Here is a 17,468-nt window from a genome sequence, read left to right on the forward strand (position 1 = left end):
TCACGCCAGGCGCAACGCCAGCACACCGCCGACGATGAGCACCGCTGCCAGCCAGCGCGCGCGGGGTATCCGCTCGCGCAGCAGGAACACCGAGATCAGCAGCGCGAACAGGATCGAGGATTCGCGCAGCGCCGAGACCATCGCCACCGGCACCTGCGTCATGGCCCACAGCGCCATCGCATAGGAGGCGGTGGTGCCGACGCCGCCGGCCAGCCCCAGCGGCCAATGCTGCCGTGCATAGTGCAGCACCGCGCTGCCGCGCGTGTACACCGCCCACAGCGGCAGCGGGATGCCGGACAGCAGGAACAACCACAACGTGTAGCTGAGCGCATTGCCGGACTGGCGTGCGCCGTGCGCGTCGACCAGCGTGTAGGTGGCGATCATCGCTGCGGTCAGCAGCGGCAGTCGCAGTTGGCCGCCCCGTGCACCCAGCGCCATGCACAGGATGCCGGTGCTTACCAGCACCACCCCGAGCCAGGCTGCCGCCGGCAGCGTCTCACCCAGCAGCGCGCCCGCCAGTGCGACCAGGATCGGCGCGCAGCCACGCATCAGCGGATAGGCCAGGCTCATGTCGACCTGCTGGTAACAGCGCGCGACCAATCCGTAGTAGGTCACCTGCAGCAGCACCGACGCGGCCAGCCAGGGCCAGCTGTGCGCGGCCGGGAACGGCAGCAGGGGCAGCGCAGCGGCGGACAGCAGCGCTGCGCTGCCGGTGACCAGCACCGTGCCGAGGAACTTGTCCGGCCCGCGTTTGACGATCGCGTTCCAGCTGGCATGCAGCGCCGCGGCAGCGAGGACCAACAGGAAGATGGAAATCGGCATCCGGTGATGATGCCATGCGAGAGAAATGCAGAGTCGAGCCATGCTCGACTGCTGTCATGCGTCGAGCAGCGCTCGACTCTACAGAAGGAAACGCCGGGCAGTGCCCGGCGTTTCCCCGCGGCGGTTACAGCTTCGCGCGCTGCTCGCGCAGGCCGGCCAGCTGGGTGTTCCAGTCGACCAGGCGCACGCGTTCCTGCTCGACCACCGCCGGCGGCACCTTGTCGGTGAACCTGGCCAGCTTGGTCTCGCTCTTTTCCTGTTCGCCTTCCACGCGCTTGATCTCCTTGTCCAGGCGCGCACGCTCGGCATCAAGATCGACCAGGCCTTCCAGCGGCACCAGCAGCTTCAGCTCGCCCACGATCGCGGCGGCGGCCGGCGGCGCGCTTTCGCTCTCGGCCAGCCACTGGACGCTGTCCAGCTTCAGCAGGAACGACAGCGAGGCGCTGAAGCGTTCGATGCGCACGCGGTCCTGCGCCAGGCCGGCCTGCAGGCGCAGCGGCACCTGCCTGGACGGCGCGACGTTCAGTTCGCTGCGCACGCGACGCACCGCACTGATCACCGCCTTCAGCCATTCCACGTCGGCCTCGGCCTGGGCGAAATCGCCCTCGAACTCAGCGGCAGTGGGGTACGGGCGCAACGACAGCGTGGTTTCGGCCAGGCCCAGGCGCGGCGCCAGCTGCTGCCACAGCTGTTCGGTGATGAACGGCGTCAGCGGGTGCAGCAGGCGCAGCAGCGCTTCCAGCACGTACAGCAGGGTGTGGCGGGTGCTCTCGGCGTCGGCGGCGTCGACGCCGTTCAGCGCCGGCTTGCTCAGTTCCAGGAACCAGTCGCAGAACGCGTTCCAGGCGAATTCGTACAGGCACTGCGCCAGCAGGTCGAAACGATAGGCGGCGAAATGGCCCTGCGCTTCGGCGGTGGTGGCGGCCAGGCGCGCCAGGATCCAGCGCTCGGCATCGGTACGCGGCTTGGGCACGCCGGTGAACGCAGCACCTTCGGTGTTCATCAGCGCGAAGCGGCTGGCGTTCCACAGCTTGTTGCAGAAGTTCTTGTAGCCCTCGGCGCGGTTCATGTCGAACTTGATGTCGCGGCCGTGGGTGGCCAGCGCGGCGATGGTGAAGCGCAGCGCATCGGCACCGTGGGCCGCAATGCCGTCCGGGAATTCCCTGCGGGTGGCCTTCTCGATCTTCTCCACCATCTTCGGCTGCATCAGGCCGCCGGTGCGCTTGGCGACCAGGTCGTCGATGCTGATGCCGTCGATGATGTCCAGCGGGTCGAGCACGTTGCCCTTGCTCTTGGACATCTTCTGGCCCTGGCCGTCGCGGATCAGGCCGGTGAAGTAGACGTCCTTGAACGGGATCTTCCCGACCAGGTTGTCGGTGGCCATGATCATGCGCGCCACCCAGAAGAAGATGATGTCGAAGCCGGTGATCAGCACCGACGACGGCAGGTAGCGGTCGAAGCCGCGCTCGGCCATGGCCTGTTCGTTGGGCCAGCCCAGGGTGGAGAACGGCCACAGCTGCGAGGAGAACCAGGTCTCCAGCACGTCGCTTTCCTGGTTCAGCACCACCTCGCTGCCCAGGTTGTGCTTTGCCCGCACCTCCTCTTCACTGCGGCCGACGTAGCAGGTGCCGGTAGCGGCGTCGAACCACGCCGGAATGCGATGGCCCCACCACAGCTGGCGGCTGATGCACCAGTCCTGGATGTTGTTCATCCAGTGGCGGTAGGTGTTGATCCAGTTCGGCGGCACGAAGGCAATGCTTCCGTCCTCGACCAATTCCAGGCCACGCCTGGCCAGCTCGTCCATCTTCACGAACCACTGGTCGGTCAGGTACGGCTCGATCACTTGGCCGGTACGGTCGCCGCGCGGCACCTGCAGCTTGTGCGCCTTGGTTTCGACCAGGATGCCGAGGTCTTCCAGTTCGGCCAGCACGGCCTTGCGCGCGTCATAACGGTCCAGGCCCCGGAAGCGCTCGGGCGCGTTCTCGTTCAGCGCCGCCACCGGGGTGAACAGGTTGATCATCGGCAGGCTGTGGCGCACGCCGACTTCATAGTCATTGAAATCATGGGCCGGGGTGACCTTGACCACGCCGGTGCCGAACGCGCGGTCCACGTACTCGTCGGCGATCACCGGCACGCGGCGGCCGGTCAGCGGCAGCACCACGCTCTTGCCGATCAGGTGCGCGTAGCGCGCGTCTTCCGGGTGCACCATCACCGCGGTATCGCCCAGCAGGGTTTCCGGGCGGGTGGTGGCGACCACCAGGTAGTCGCGGGTCTCGCGCAGGGTTTCCACGCCGTCGGCATCGCGCTCGACGTGCTCGTAGCTCAGGCCTTCATCGAGCGTGTAGGCGATCGACCACAGGAAGCCATCTTCCTCGGCGCTCTCCACCTCCAGGTCGGAAATGGCGGTCTTCAGCACCGGGTCCCAGTTGACCAGGCGCTGGCCGCGGTAGATCAGGCCCTGCTCGTACCAGCGCACGAACGCTTCGTTGACCGCCGCCGACGGCTGCGGGTCCATGGTGAAAGTGCTGCGCGACCAGTCGGCGGAGGTGCCGAGGCGACGCATCTGGCGCTCGATGGTGTCGCCGGACTGCTGCTTCCACTCCCAGACCTTGCCGATGAAGCCTTCGCGGCCCAGCGAGTCGCGGGTCTCGCCCTTGCCTTCCAGCGCCAGGTTGCGGCTGACCACCATTTCGGTGGCGATGCCGGCGTGGTCGGTACCGACCTGCCACAGCGTGTCGTAGCCGCGCATGCGGTGGTAGCGCACCAGCGCATCCATCAGGGTCTGCTGGAACGCGTGGCCCATGTGCAGCGTGCCGGTCACGTTCGGCGGCGGCAGCAGGATGGTGTACGGCTCGCCCGTGCCGGACGGCTTGAAGTGGCCGGCCTTCTCCCAGGCCTCGTAGAGGTCGGTCTCGAAGGACGTCGGGTCGTAGCTGGAGGCGAGTTGGGTCATGCGGGGGAACCAGGAGGTAATCGTTGAAGGATCAGGGCGCGGCGGCGGCCCATCAAGGGGGCCGGGGCGCGCTTACATGTCGTGCTTGTTCAGGTCGTAACCGGCCGCCTTGTACTGGCGCCAGCGCTCGCGCAGCGGTTCGCGCGCTTCCGGATCGGCCGGAACCACTTCCAGCACGCGCTCGCACTGGCCCAGCCAGGGCGCGTCGCGCAGGTTGATCACCAGCGGACGCGCCGGTGCCTCGGTGCCGGGCACGGCGATCAGCACCAGGGCTTCTTCCTCGTCCATGTCTTCCCCGGCGATCTGGTGCGGGATGTAGGCATCGTTGTCGAAGGCCCACAGCAGCTCGTCCAGCTCCTCGGCCTGGGCCTGGTCGCGGGCCAGCACCAGGGTGAACAACCCGGCGTCGTTGGCCTTGCGCGCCAGCTCGCAGACCAGGCGCAGGGGCTCGGTCAGGAAACGGGGCTTGGCGATCAGGTAGAAGTCGGCGCGGGGCATGGCAGGGTCCGGGTCAGGCAGGGGCCCGGCAGTGCCGGGCGAGGCCCCGGCCGGCGTCTGCCGGCCAGGGTCGGGTACGGCATCAGGCGCGGGCGACCTGGTCCAGCAGCCACTGGCTCAGCAGGCCGACCGGGCGGCCGGTGGCCATGCCGCGCTTGCCTTCATCGCTGGCCACGCCGGCGATGTCCAGGTGGGCCCAGCGCTGGCCTTCGGTGAAGCGCGACAGGAAGCAGCCGGCGGTGATCGCGCCGGCCCAGCGGCCGCCGATGTTGTAGACGTCGGCGAAGGTCGAATCCAGCATCGGCTGGTACTCGTCCCACAGCGGCAGGCGCCAGGCACGGTCGAACACCTGCTCGCCGGCGGCCAGCAGCTCGCTGGCCAGGTCGTCGTGCTTGCTCATCAGGCCGGCGGTCTGGTGGCCCAGGGCGACCATGCAGGCACCGGTCAGGGTGGCGACGTCGACCAGCGCGGCCGGTTCGAAGCGCTGCGCATAGGTCAGCGCGTCGCACAGGATCAGGCGGCCTTCGGCGTCGGTGTTGCCGACTTCGATGGTCTTGCCCGACATCGAGGTGATCACGTCGGACGGGCGGTAGGCGTTGCCGTCGATGGCGTTTTCCACCGCCGGCACCACCACCACCAGGTTCAGCGGCAGCTTGGCCTTGACCGCCGCGACGAAGGTGCCGATGACGTTGGCGCCACCGCACATGTCGTACTTCATCTCTTCGATGCCGCCCTGGGTCTTCAGGTTGACGCCACCGGTATCGAAGGTGATGCCCTTGCCGACCAGCACGTAGGGCTTGGCGTCGCCGCCATTGTTCCACTTCAGCACGACCAGGCGCGGGCGGTTGGCCGAACCACGGGCCACCGCCAGCAGCGAGCCCATGCCCAGCGCTTCCATCTGGTGCTCGTCGAGGATCTCGGCTTCGGCACCGTCGTGCTCGCCGGCGAACTTCACGCCGACCTCGGCCAGGTAGGCCGGGGTGCAGTAGTTCGGCGGCAGGTTGCCCAGTTCGCGGGCGAACTCGACACCGGCAGCGATCGCCTGGCCCTGGGCCAGCGCCTGGGCGTCGTCACCGGCAATGGCGAGCTGGGTCAGGCCGGCATCGTCGGCCTTCTTCTTGCCCAGGGTGGCGGTGTAGCGATACGCGGCGTGATCGGCGGCGATCACCGCCTGGCGGATCGCCCAGGCCGCATCGCGGTCCTTCACGGCCACTTCGGACAGGGTGAACAGCGCGCTGCGGGCGGCACCGGCCTTCAGCGCGCGCACCGCGTCGCCCACGGCCTTCAGGTACTGCGGCACGCCGAAGCGGGCGGCGTCGCCCAGGCCGACCACCAGCACGCGCGGCGCGGTCACGCCCGGCAGGTCGTGCAGCAGGGTGGTCGCGCCGGTCTTGCCGGACAGGTCGCCACGCTGGGCCAGGGCGGCCAGGCGGCCACCGCTGGCGGCGTCCAGGGCCTGCGCGGCCGGGGTCAGGGTATGGTCGGCATACGCGCCGACCACCAGGCAATCAACGGTGGCGGCGGCCGGAGCAACGTGGTTCAGGGTGAATTCGAGGGCCATTGAGCAGATTCCATTGGCGAGTCCGTACAATCGCAGGCCGTTTACGCCCAGACAGTAGACTGGGCGGCACCGCGAACGAACCCCAGAGTTTAAACCACCGCCCCATGCTGAAGCTCGACCGATACCTGCTGGGCGATTTCGTCCAGAGTTTCCTGGCTACCCTGATCGTCCTGCTGGTGGTCAGCGTGGGCGGCGTGCTGGTGGACATCCTCGGCAACATCGCCGACGGGCGCCTGCCGGCCAAGCTGCTGTTCTCGCAGCTGGGCCTGCAGTTCATCGCCTACCTGCCGCTGATCCTGCCGCTGGCGCTGATGCTGGGCCTGCTGCTGGCCATTGCCCGCCTGTACCGCGACTCGGAGATGGCGGTCATCACCGCGATCGGGGTAGGCCCCAAGCGGCTGCTGCGGCCGCTGCTGATGCTGGTGGTGCCGGTGGTGCTGCTGGTCGGCGCCTGCTCGCTGTGGCTGGGCCCGTGGGCCGGCCGGGTGGCCGAGCAGATGATCATCGAGGCCAACCGCAGCGTGCTGATGGCCGGCCTGGAGCCGGGCCGTTTCACGCCGCTGCCCAACGGCGGCGTGGTCTACCTGTCCTCGATCTCGCCCGACGGCACCCAGCTGGGCAAGGTGTTCCTGCAGCGGCAGAAGGACGACCGCCTGGAAGTGGTGTCGGCCAACAGCGGCCGCATGTACTTCGAGGGCACCCGCCAGCGTTTCCTGGAGCTGGATGATGGCCACCAGGTGGAGGGGCCGGTGGCCGGGGCGCTCGATTACCGGCTGGCGACCTTTGCCCGCAACGACGTGGCCCTGCCCGACGGCGCGCAGACCCGCACCGAGGACGACCCGGAACTGATGCCGACCCTGCAGCTGATCGGCGATGCGCGCCCGCAGGCGCAGGCGCAGCTGCATCGCCGCCTGGCACCGCCGCTGATCGCGCTGGCCTTCGCCCTGCTGACCGTGCCGCTGGGCCGCAGTTCGCCGCGCCAGCAGCGTTATGGCCGCATGATGCTGGCCCTGATGGCCTACATGGTGGGTACCAACCTGATGTTCATCGGCAGTGGCTGGATCGCCAACGGCAAGATTCCGGCCGCGCTTGGCCTGTGGTGGTTGACGGTGCCGCTGCTGGCGCTGGCGATCTGGATGTATGTACGTGATGGCCGCCTGGGCCGCCCGAAGGGAGCCCGCGCATGAGGCTGCGCCCGATGCGTTTCGACCTCTACCTGGGTCGCTCGGTGTTCACCACGGTGCTGCTGACCTGGGCGGTGCTGGTCGGCCTGGACGTGGTGATGGCCTTCTCCGGCGAGTTCAAGGACATCGGCAAGAACGGCTATACGCTGGGCCATGCCGCCGCCTGGGTGCTGTACACGGTGCCGCGCCGCGCCTACACGATGTTCCCGACCGCCGCGGTGATCGGTGCACTGATGGGCCTGGGCCAGCTGGCGGCGACCTCGGAGCTGACCGCCCTGCGTGCGCTGGGCCTGTCGCGCAAGCGCCTGAGCGTGTCGGTGGCGATCGCGCTGTCGCTGCTGACCGCGGTGATGGTGCTCAGCGCCGAGACGCTGGGCCCGTGGGGCCAGGACCGCGCCGACGCACTGAAGTCCAGCGCCAAGTGGGGCCGTGACATCTCCACCACCCGGTACTCGGGGCTGTGGGCGCGCGAAGGCGACACCTTCCTCAACGCCCAGAGCGGCGAAGAGCAGCTGGTGGGTGACAAGGGCACGCGGCTGATCCTGCGCGACGTGCGCCTGTACCGGATCGCCGAAGACGGCAACATCGCCTCGCTGACCCATGCGGCCACGGCCGAGCATGACAAGGACGGCTGGGTGCTGACCGGTGTGCGCCGCGATACCTTCGGCGAGCGCTCGGCCACCCGCCAGGAAGTGGCGCGTGAGCCGTGGAACTCGAAGCTGGATGCGGCGGCGCTGGCCACCGGCATCGCCAAGCCGCGCAATCTCAGCTTGGCCGAGCTGAGTACCAGCATCGCCTACCGCCAGCGCAACGGGCTGGATGCGCGCGATTTCGAGGATGTGTACTGGAGCCGCTGGTTCTACCCGGTGAACGTGCTGGCGCTGTGCCTGGCGGCGGTGCCGTTCGCGTTCGGGTCGCTGCGCAGTGGCGGCATGGGCAAGCGCCTGTTCCTGGGCATTCTGTTCGCGCTGGGCTTCTGGCTGCTGCAGCTGTTCTTCGGTCGCATGGCCGGCGCGCTGAAGTTCGATTACCGCATTGCCTATGCGCTGCCGCCGATCGTCATGCTGGCCGTGTCCGGACTGTTGTTCCGGCGCAAGTCGGGCTGACCCTCGTTGGTGTAGCGCCGAGCGCTGCGCAGGGTCGGATTGAAGGGTGACGCATCACCGCTTGGGCATGCGCACCAGGCGGGTGCCGCTGGCGCGGTCGTGCCAGGTCAGGCGTTCGCGGTCGACCCACGCCCACCAGAATCCCAGCCCGCCCAGCAGCAGTGACAGCGTGCCAATGGCGAAGCGCCGCCATAGCTGGCCGCGCCGCAACGGCGTGCCATCGCGCGATTGCACTTTCAGCCGCCACGGCCGCATGCCCAGCGTCTGCCCGCCGCGACGCCAGCTGGCAGTGGCGTACCAGCCGGTGATGACCCAGCAGGTCGCCCACAGCAGCCACTGCCAGGCACTGAACGGCGCGATGTTCTCGCGCTGCGCGTGGCCGCTGAAGGTGTAGGCCAGGGTGAACAACGTGCCGGCCAGCATCCACAGCGCCAGCACCGGCAACGCGTCATAGACCATTGCCAGCAGGCGCCACGGCAACAGTGCGCGCGGGCGGGGCAGTTCGCTGGCGGCTGCGGGGGCCGTGTCGGTGGCGGGGCGGGACATGCGCCGAGCATACGCAAAGCTGGCCGTGCCCGCAGTGGCCCTCGTATCCTGCACGCATGGCCCTTGTTTCCACCCCCGCCGAACGCCGCCAGCTGGTCCAGCAACTGCCCGAACTGCGCGCCGACGACAGCGCACGCATCCAGCGCTTTCTCGATGCGATCTGGGCCGAGAACGGCCTGGCCCGCGCCACCCTCGACAGCTACCGCCGCGATCTGGAAGGCCTGGCGCGCTGGATGGATGGACGTGACGGTGGCCTGGCCGGCATCGAACGCCCGGGGTTGTTCGATTACCTGGCCTGGCGCACCCGCCATGGCTGGTCGCCGCGCAGCAATGCGCGGTTGTTGTCGGCGCTGCGGGCCTTCTTCGCCGATGGCGTGCGCCGTGGCGAACGCAGCGAGGATCCCAGCGCGCTGCTGGATCCGCCCAAGCTGCCACGCTTGCTGCCCAAGGCGCTGGCCGAAAGCCAGATCGATGCGCTGCTGGCGGCGCCGGACATCGACAGCCCGCTGGGGCTGCGCGACCGCGCCATGCTGGAGCTGATGTACGCCGCCGGCCTGCGCGTCAGCGAGCTGGTGCTGCTGCCGGCCACCGCGGTCAACCTGCGCCAGGGCGTGCTGCGGGTCACCGGCAAGGGCAGCAAGGAACGGCTGGTGCCGTTGGGCGAGGAATCGCAGCACTGGCTGGAGCGTTACCTGCAGCAGTCGCGCCCGCAGCTGGTCGGCAAGGGCAAGGTGCAGGCCCTGCGCGATGGGCAGACCCCGTTGTTCATCGAGCCGACCCTGCAGGCGCTGACCCGGCAGGCATTCTGGCACCTGGTCAAGCGCCACGCGCAGGTGGCTGGCATCGACCCGGCACGGATCAGTCCGCATGGGCTGCGGCACAGCTTCGCCACCCATCTGCTCAACCGGGGTGCCGACCTGCGCGCGCTGCAGATGCTGCTCGGGCACAGCTCGCTATCCACCACCCAGATCTACACCCTGGTGGCGCGCGAACACCTGCAGAAGCTGCATGCCCGCCATCATCCACGCGGCTGAGCGCGGGCCTGAATCGCTGCCCGGGCCCGTCCATGGCAGCGCGGCCCGCTGCCGGCGGCTGTGTCAGAATCCGGGATCTTCTTCTGCCGCGGATCGTTCCATGCTCCGATTTGCCATCGCCGCCGTGTTCGGTGCGCTCAGCCTGACCGCCTGCGCCCAGCCGGCCCCGCCGGCCGCCAAGGCGCCCACCGCTGCGGCCAAGGCCAGCCCGGCCGCGAACGCTTCGGCCGACCAGGCCGTGCGCGCCGCGCTGACCGCGCTCAATCCCGGCTTCCAGGTGGACTACATCGGTGCTGCACCGTTCCCCGGCTTCCGCGAGGTCGTCGTTTCCGGGCAGCTGCTGTATGTGTCCGATGATGGTCGCTACCTGTTCCAGTCGCAGCCCTACGACACCCGCGCCAAAGGCCCGGCCAACAGCGAAGGCCTGCTCGGCTACCGTCGCGGCCTGCTGGCCAAGGCCAACCACGGTGATCGCATCGTGTTCGCCGCGCCGAACGCGAAATACACCATCAGCGTGTTTACCGACATCGAGTGCGGATACTGCCGCAAGCTGCACCAGGACATCGCCGAGCTCAACCGCAACGGCATCACCGTCGAGTATCTCGCGTTCCCGCGCATGGGGCTGGGCAGCAAGGACTACACCGACATGATTTCGGTCTGGTGCGCAGCGGATCGTCGCCAGGCCCTGACCAACGCCAAGCGCGGCGGCAGCGTGCCGGCCAAGAACTGCACCAACCCGGTGGCAATGCAGTACGCGCTGGGCCAGCAGCTGGGCGTGAATGGCACGCCGGCGATCTTCGCGCCGGATGGCACCCAGCTGGGCGGTTACCTGCCGCCGGCACAGCTGCGTGCGGCGCTGGAAAAGCTGTCGGCCAAGCGCTGATCGGCGCTGCAGGCAGGAGGCCGGGGATGCGTGTATCGCATCCCCGGCTTTTTTATTACTTCAGGCCATCACTGACCGCCTTGGTCAGCGTGCCCTGCGCATCGTCACCGCTGAACTCCCAGACGAACGCGCCGCCCAGGCCCTGGGTCTTCACGTAACCCATCTTGCGGGTGATGTTGGCCGGGGTGTCGAAGCTCCACAACGTGCTGCCGTTGTAGATCCAGGTGGCGCCGGCGGTGTTGTCGGTGTAGCCCGGCCACGCCAGGTTCTTCAGCACCTTCCAGTCCTCGATGCCGGCCTCGTAGGTACCCGGGGCGGCGCCGCTCGCGGTCTGGTACAGGCCGTTGTTGGCATTGGCCACGCCGGTCCAGCCACGCCCGTAGTAGCCGATGCCCAGGTTGAGCTTGGCGGCGGGCACGCCACGGCTGATGAAGGCCTCGATGGCGTCGTTGCTGTTGTACAGCTTCTGGTCGCCGGTGGACGGATCATTGGGCGAATCGAACAGCGCCGACTGGTGATTGGTCTTCGCATCCCACGCGCCGTGGAAGTCGTAGGTCATCACGTTGATGTAGTCCAGGTACGGGTGGTACGCGGCCGGATCGGTGACGCGGATCTTGTCGATGCCCGCACCCACCGCCACCGTCAGCAACAGGCCCGGACGCACTGCATCAAGCTGGCGGCGGAACTCGGCCATCAGCGCGGTGAAGTTGGCGTTGTCTTCCGGCTTGCCGCATTCGATGCCGCAGGCCACCGGGTATTCCCAGTCGATGTCGATGCCGTCGAACACGCCCAGTGCGGCACCGGCACCACCGGCACCGTCGGTCACCGGCAGGTTGCCCTTGATGTAGGCGTCGATGCACGAGGCGACGAACGCCTGGCGGTTTTCCGGGCGCGCCGCGCTGGAGAAGCCGCGCGACCAGGTCCAGCCACCCAGCGAGATCAGTACCTTCAGGTTCGGATACTTGGCCTTGAGCTGCTTGAGCTGGTTCCAGTTGCCGCGCAGCGGCTGGTCCCAGGTATCGGCGCTGCCGCTGACGCTCTCGGCGGCACTGAAGGCCTTGGTGTAGTCGGCGAAGGCATCGCCACCGGCACCGCTGTTCGGATCCGACGGCTGGGTGATGCCCACTTCGCAGCGGTTGTTGCGCACGTTGCCGAACGCGTAGTTGATGTGGGTCAGGCGCGCGGCCGAGCCGCTGCTGTCGATGTTCTTGACCCGGTAGTTGCGGCCATAGATGCCCCACTGGGTGAAGTAGCCGATGACCCGCTTGCCGGTGGTGCCGCCGTCACCGGCCAGCGTGGTGGCGCTGATCTCGGTGCCTTGTGCCGAGGCATTGCCGGCGTTGTCGCGGGCACGTACGCGGTAGCGGTAGGTGGTCGATGCAGTCAGCCCGCCATCGACGTAGCTGGCGCTGGACGGCGAACCGACCAGGCTGCCGTTGCGGTACACGTCATAGCCGGCCAGGCCACTGCCGCCGGTGTTGTCGGTGGACGGGCTCCAGCTGAGGGCGATGCTGTTGGCGGTACGGGTGCCGACCGCCAGCCCGCCCGGCACGCTCGGTGCGGTGGTGTCGCCACCGGCGGCGTTGACGGTGATGGTGATCGTCGCGGTGCTGGCGGTGGCGTTGTTGTTGTCGGTGGCGACCGCGCGCAGGGTGTGGCTGCCGGCACTGGCATTGGCCCAGCTGGCCGCATACGGCGCACTGGTGGCCACGCCGAGCGTGCTGCCATCGCGGAAGAACTCGACCTTGGCGACGCTGCCGTCCGGATCACTGGCGGTGGCGGTCACGTTGACCGTGCTGCCGGCACTGAAGGTGGCACCGTTGGCCGGCGAGGTCAGGCTGACCACCGGCGGCTGGTTGACGCCGCCGCCATCGCAGGCGCCGAGGTTGGTGTAGTAGGGCGCACCGGCCGGATGGTCCGGCGGCGCGTTCCAGATGTCCTGGTTCGCCCGATAGAGGACGCCTCCTTTCTGCAGGGTGTCGCCGGCCCGGTAGATCTTGGCCTGGTCCCACTGCGCCACCCCGGCACAGCTGGCGGCCTGCGCCAGGCCGGGCAGGGCGGCGGTACCGGCGGCCAGGGCAAGCAGCCAGGCCAGGTGGCGGGGACGACAGCTTCGGGTCGAACGTTCGGCACTGCGCACAATCGGGTCGTACATGGGTGAGTCTCCGATCAAAGGGCGCGCGGGCCCCGATGGCGCCGCGCGTGACGCAGGTCCGGGCGTCGCCCGGGAAGGCGACGGAGGGGCCGGACGGAGGCACCTGGGAGGCCGGGGAGAGAGTCCGGCACCAGGTGGGGACAACGTTGTCATCAATTGCGTGGTCAATCCGTGAGCAAGCGCATGGTTCGGCGATTTGGGCGGAAAGCGGCGCTGGCGCGCAGTCGGCGGCCATCGGCGGAGCCCCCTCGTGGCTGGCTTGCCGCTAACAGCGGATTTCTGGGGGTTGGCCGGGCGGGTGGGCTCAGGCGGGGACGCCGTGAACCCGTCCATGGGGGCTTGGCCGCGGCATCCATGCCGCGGACACCCCGCCTGAGCCCACCCGCCCGGCCACGGACAGGTTCCTGCGCGGCCAGCCACGAAAGACAGAAGAAAAAAACAAAGGCAAAAGCCGGTCGCTGCGCTCTTCAATGCCTGATTTCTGACATTTCCTAGGTGCCGGCCAGCGGCCGGCACTACCGGGGAGCATCCACGCATGGCGTGGATCTACCGCAGCTCGCGGAAATCTGTCGAAGGCGGGGTGGGTCCGGTGGCGGGGGTGTCCGCGGCATGGATGCCGCGGCCAAGCCCCCAGGGATGGGTTTACGGCGTCCCCCGCCACCGGCCCCCCCCCGCCATCCCACGGAAATCCTGCTTTTGCTTTGGCAGCTGCTGTTGCTGTTGCTGTTGCCCTGGCCTCGGCGGGTGCCGGGCGCCGCCCGGCCAAAGCCATCCCCCTGCTTCCGGTACAATGTCGGGCCCGTTTCCCAACTACGGTTCCCCGGACATGATGGTCCTCGAGGGCGCGCCCGCCCTGTCGCCGTTCCGCCGCGAACGTCTTGAATCCCGCCTGCAGTCCATCGCTCCCTCCCTGCGCATCAGCGGTGCCTGGCACGTCTACTTCGTGCAGCCCGAAGGCAGTGCCGCCCCCGACCTGGCCACCCTGTGCCGCATCCTCGAAGCAGCGCCGCAGGGCGAGGCCGTGGCCGACGGCGCGGTCAGCCGCATCGTGGTGCCGCGCCTGGGCACGCTGTCACCGTGGTCGAGCAAGGCCACCGAACTGGTGCGCGGTGCCGGCCAGCCGGTGAGCCGGGTCGAGCGCGGCCTGCGCATCGACGTGCAGGGCTGGCCGGCCGATGCCGCCGCCCAGCAGGCGCTGGCCAAGGCGCTGCACGACCCGATGACGCAGTCGGTGCTGGAAACGGTCGAGCAGGGCCAGGCGCTGTTCTCCGCGCCGGCGCGGGGTGAGCTGGAACGCGTGCCGGTGGACCAGCTGGAGGCCGCCAACCAGCGCCTCGGCCTGGCCATGGCCCAGGACGAGATCGACTACCTGCGTGAACGCTTCACCGCGCTGGGCCGGTCGCCGTCGGACGTGGAACTGATGATGTTCGCGCAGGCCAATTCCGAGCACTGCCGGCACAAGATCTTCAACGCCAGCTGGACCATCGACGGCCAGGAACAGGACCGCTCGCTGTTCCGGATGATCAAGAACACCCACCAGCAGACCCCGCAGCACACGCTCAGCGCGTACAGCGACAACGCTGCGGTGATCGAAGGCCATCCGGCCTCGCGCTACCGTCCCGATCCGGCCAGTGGCGAATACCGCCGCGAGCCGCAGGTACCCAGCGCCTTCCAGATCAAGGTGGAAACGCACAACCATCCGACCGCGATCGCGCCGTTCCCCGGTGCCTCGACCGGTGCCGGTGGCGAGATCCGCGACGAGGGCGCGACCGGCCGTGGCGGCAAGCCGAAGGCGGGCCTGACCGGCTTCTCGGTCTCGCACCTGCGCATCCCCGAGCTGCCGCAGCCGTGGGAAGCGCCGCGCGCGCTGAACCCGCGCATGGCGCCGGCGCTGGAAATCATGACCGACGGCCCGCTCGGCGGCGCCGCGTTCAACAACGAGTTCGGCCGCCCCAACCTGCTCGGCTACTTCCGTAGCTTCGAATTGCCCGAAGGCGCCGATCTGGTGCGCGCGTACGACAAGCCGATCATGCTGGCCGGTGGCCTCGGCGCGATCGACCGCGTCCAGGTCGACAAGATCCCGCTGCAGGCCGGTGATGCGGTCATCGTGCTCGGCGGGCCGGCGATGCTGATCGGCCTGGGCGGCGGTGCCGCCAGTTCGGTGGCCTCCGGTGAAAGCGCCGAGGACCTGGACTTCGCCAGCGTGCAGCGCGACAACCCGGAAATGGAGCGTCGCTGCCAGGAGGTCATCGACCGCTGCGTGGCGATGGGCGCCAACAACCCAATCAAGTTCTTCCACGACGTCGGCGCCGGTGGCCTGTCCAACGCCATCCCCGAGCTGCTGCACGACTCGAACGTCGGTGGTGTCATCGACCTGGGCAAGGTGCCCACCGATGATCCGTCGCTGTCGCCGATGCAGCTGTGGTGCAACGAGTCGCAGGAACGCTACGTGCTGGGCGTGGCCCAGGAACGCCTGGCCGAGTTCGCCGCCCTGTGCGCCCGCGAACGCTGCCCCTTCGCGGCCGTCGGCGTGGCCACCGCTGAAGAGCATCTGGTGGTGGCCTACGGCGCCGTGCCGGGCCACACCCCGACCGATGCACCGATCGACCTGCCGATGGACGTGCTGTTCGGCAAGCCGCCGAAGATGCATCGCGATACCGTGCATCCGCCGGCACCGCGCTGGCCGGCGCTGAAGACCGGCGGCCTGGACCTGCATGAGGCCGGCCTGCGCGTGCTGGCGCACCCGACCGTGGCCTCGAAGAATTTCCTGGTCACCATCGGTGACCGCAGCGTCGGCGGCCTGACCGCGCGCGAACAGATGGTCGGCCCGTGGCAGCTGCCGGTGGCCGACGTGGCGATCACCCTGGCCGACTTCGACGGCGTGGCCGGTGAGGCGATGTCGATCGGCGAGCGCACCCCGCTGGCCCTGCTCGATGCGGCGGCTTCGGCACGCATGGCGGTGGGCGAAGCGCTGACCAACCTGTGCGCGGCCCCGGTCGATGCGCTGGATGAAATCAAGCTGTCGGCGAACTGGATGGCCGCGGCTGGCCACCCGGGCGAAGACGCGCTGCTGTACGACGCGGTGAAGGCGGTGGGCATGGAACTGTGCCCGCAGCTGGACATCAGCATCCCGGTGGGCAAGGACTCGCTGTCGATGCAGGCGCAGTGGCACGACCAGGGCGAAGCGCACAAGAGCGTGTCGCCGGTGTCGCTGGTGATCTCGGCGTTCGCGCCGGTTGCCGATGTGCGCCAGCAGCTGACCCCGCTGCTCGACCGCGACGTGGAAAGCGAGCTGTGGCTGATCGGCCTCGGTGCCGGCAAGCAGCGCCTGGGCGGTTCGATCCTGGCCCAGGTGCACGCCGACCATGGCGACCTGCCGGCCTTCGCCGGTGCCGCTCCGGACCTGGACGATCCGCAGCGCCTGCGTGGCTTCTTCGAGCTGATCCGCGATGCGCGCCAGGCCGGCCTGCTGCTGGCCTACCACGACCGCAGCGACGGTGGTGCCTTCGCCGCGCTGTGCGAAATGGCCTTCACCTCGCGGATGGGCCTGGACATCACCCTCGATGCGTGGGGCGATGATCCGTTCCGCAGCCTGTTCAACGAGGAACTGGGTGCGGTGGTGCAGATCGCACGCGAAGACCGCGCCGCGTTCGCTGACCTGGTCGAGCGCCATGCACTGACCGAATGCGCACAGCGCATCGCCAAACCAACCACCGCACCGGTGGTGCGTGTGTCGCTGGGCGGTGGCAACCTGGCCGAATGGCGCTGGGAAGCGCTGTTCGACGCCTGGTGGTCGGTCACTCACGCGATGCAGAAGCGCCGCGACAATCCGGCCAATGCCGACGCCGAGCGCGGGGTGGCACGTGCCTTCAACGCACCGGGCCTGAAGCCGAAGCTCAGCTTTGATCTCAACGAAGATGTCGCAGCACCGTTCATCAGCACCGGTGCGCGTCCGCGCGTGGCGGTGCTGCGCGAGCAGGGCGTCAACGGCCAGATTGAAATGGCCAACGCCTTCGAACGTGCCGGCTTCCGCGCCTTCGACGTGCACATGAGCGACCTGATCGAAGGCCGCGTGGCGCTGCAGGAGTTCACCGGCCTGGTCGCCTGTGGTGGCTTCAGCTATGGCGATGTGCTCGGTGCCGGCCGTGGCTGGGCCACCTCGATCCTGGAGCGCAGTGCGCTGCGTGATGCCTTCGCCGCGTTCTTCGCGCGCGAAGACAGCTTCGCGCTGGGCGTGTGCAACGGCTGCCAGATGATGAGCCAGCTCAAGGGCATCATTCCGGGTGCCGAGCACTGGCCGCAGTTCCGCCGCAATGCCAGCGAGCAGTTCGAAGCCCGTACCGCGCTGCTGGAAGTGGTGGAGTCGCCGTCGATCCTGCTGCGTGGCATGGCCGGCTCGCGCCTGCCGGTGGCGGTGGCGCATGGTGAAGGCCAGGCAGTGTTCGACACGGCCGTCGACCAGGCCGCGGCCCGCGTCTCGCTGCGCTACATCGATGGCCATGGCAACGTTGCCAGCCAGTATCCGCTGAATCCGAACGGTTCGCCGGACGGCATCACCGGCCTCACCAGCAGCGACGGTCGCGTCACCATCATGATGCCGCACCCGGAGCGCACCCCGCGCGCGCTCAACCTGAGCTGGGCGCCCGCCGAATGGCAGGGGGATTCGCCGTGGATGCGCATGTTCCGCAATGCACGGGTGTGGTGCGGCTGATCGCATCATTCCGCG

General features: G+C 68.7%; 11 protein-coding genes. 5 read left to right on the forward strand and 6 right to left on the reverse strand.

Features of this window, described 5'->3' with window-relative positions; all coding sequences use genetic code 11:
* The 4 genes from NSQ78_RS03010 to NSQ78_RS03025 all read right to left on the reverse strand — a co-directional run bounded on the left by NSQ78_RS03010 (position 1) and on the right by NSQ78_RS03025 (position 5,834).
* Positions 1 to 822 (reverse strand): EamA family transporter, encoded by an 822-nt coding sequence (locus NSQ78_RS03010; RefSeq protein WP_064237612.1) that lies wholly within the window; start codon positions 820 to 822, stop codon positions 1 to 3.
* 124 nt (positions 823 to 946) lie between these two features.
* A complete protein-coding gene (locus NSQ78_RS03015) occupies positions 947 to 3,775 on the reverse strand; it encodes a valine--tRNA ligase (protein ID WP_064237613.1) in 2,829 nt (942 codons plus the stop codon).
* Positions 3,776 to 3,847: 72 nt separating this feature from the next.
* Positions 3,848 to 4,273 carry a DNA polymerase III subunit chi gene (locus tag NSQ78_RS03020; RefSeq protein ID WP_049418512.1) on the reverse strand — a complete coding sequence of 142 codons (426 nt, stop codon included), beginning with the start codon at positions 4,271 to 4,273 and terminating at the stop codon, positions 3,848 to 3,850.
* A gap of 82 nt (positions 4,274 to 4,355) precedes the next feature.
* On the reverse strand, positions 4,356 to 5,834 hold the full coding sequence (locus NSQ78_RS03025; protein ID WP_064237614.1) for a leucyl aminopeptidase: 1,479 nt from the start codon (positions 5,832 to 5,834) through the stop codon (positions 4,356 to 4,358).
* Positions 5,835 to 5,938: 104 nt separating this feature from the next.
* Here NSQ78_RS03025 and lptF point away from each other — a divergent pair, with 104 nt between their 5' ends.
* Complete coding sequence (gene lptF / locus NSQ78_RS03030) at positions 5,939 to 7,021, forward strand: LPS export ABC transporter permease LptF (RefSeq protein WP_049465119.1); 1,083 nt, start codon at positions 5,939 to 5,941, stop codon at positions 7,019 to 7,021.
* On the forward strand, positions 7,018 to 8,124 hold the full coding sequence (gene lptG, locus NSQ78_RS03035) for an LPS export ABC transporter permease LptG (protein WP_064237616.1): 1,107 nt from the start codon (positions 7,018 to 7,020) through the stop codon (positions 8,122 to 8,124). The genes lptF and lptG overlap by 4 nt, the downstream gene beginning before the upstream one ends.
* A 54-nt stretch (positions 8,125 to 8,178) precedes the next feature.
* Here the strand turns inward: lptG and NSQ78_RS03040 are convergent, their stop codons facing one another.
* Complete coding sequence (locus NSQ78_RS03040) at positions 8,179 to 8,670, reverse strand: RDD family protein (protein ID WP_064237617.1); 492 nt, start codon at positions 8,668 to 8,670, stop codon at positions 8,179 to 8,181.
* A 56-nt stretch (positions 8,671 to 8,726) separates the two neighbouring features.
* Between NSQ78_RS03040 and xerD the strand changes: the two genes are divergently transcribed.
* Entirely contained in the window at positions 8,727 to 9,704 is a 978-nt protein-coding gene (gene xerD, locus NSQ78_RS03045; RefSeq protein WP_064237618.1) for a site-specific tyrosine recombinase XerD, read from the forward strand.
* 100 nt (positions 9,705 to 9,804) lie between these two features.
* Positions 9,805 to 10,587: a thioredoxin fold domain-containing protein gene (locus NSQ78_RS03050; RefSeq protein ID WP_057494134.1), complete on the forward strand. Its 783-nt coding sequence runs from the start codon at positions 9,805 to 9,807 to the stop codon at positions 10,585 to 10,587.
* Positions 10,588 to 10,642: 55 nt separating this feature from the next.
* Here NSQ78_RS03050 and NSQ78_RS03055 read toward each other — a convergent pair whose 3' ends face one another.
* Entirely contained in the window at positions 10,643 to 12,742 is a 2,100-nt protein-coding gene (locus NSQ78_RS03055) for a glycosyl hydrolase family 18 protein (RefSeq protein ID WP_049465129.1), read from the reverse strand.
* A gap of 826 nt (positions 12,743 to 13,568) precedes the next feature.
* On the opposite strand from NSQ78_RS03055, the gene purL reads away from it, so the two are divergent.
* Positions 13,569 to 17,453, forward strand: coding sequence for a phosphoribosylformylglycinamidine synthase (gene purL / locus NSQ78_RS03060; protein WP_223224859.1), 3,885 nt, complete (start codon positions 13,569 to 13,571; stop codon positions 17,451 to 17,453).
* Positions 17,454 to 17,468 lie beyond the last annotated feature (15 nt).

The sequence above is a fragment of the Stenotrophomonas sp. FSL W7-1447 genome (assembly GCF_037966425.1).
GTDB classification, from domain to species: Bacteria; Pseudomonadota; Gammaproteobacteria; order Xanthomonadales; family Xanthomonadaceae; genus Stenotrophomonas; species Stenotrophomonas pavanii.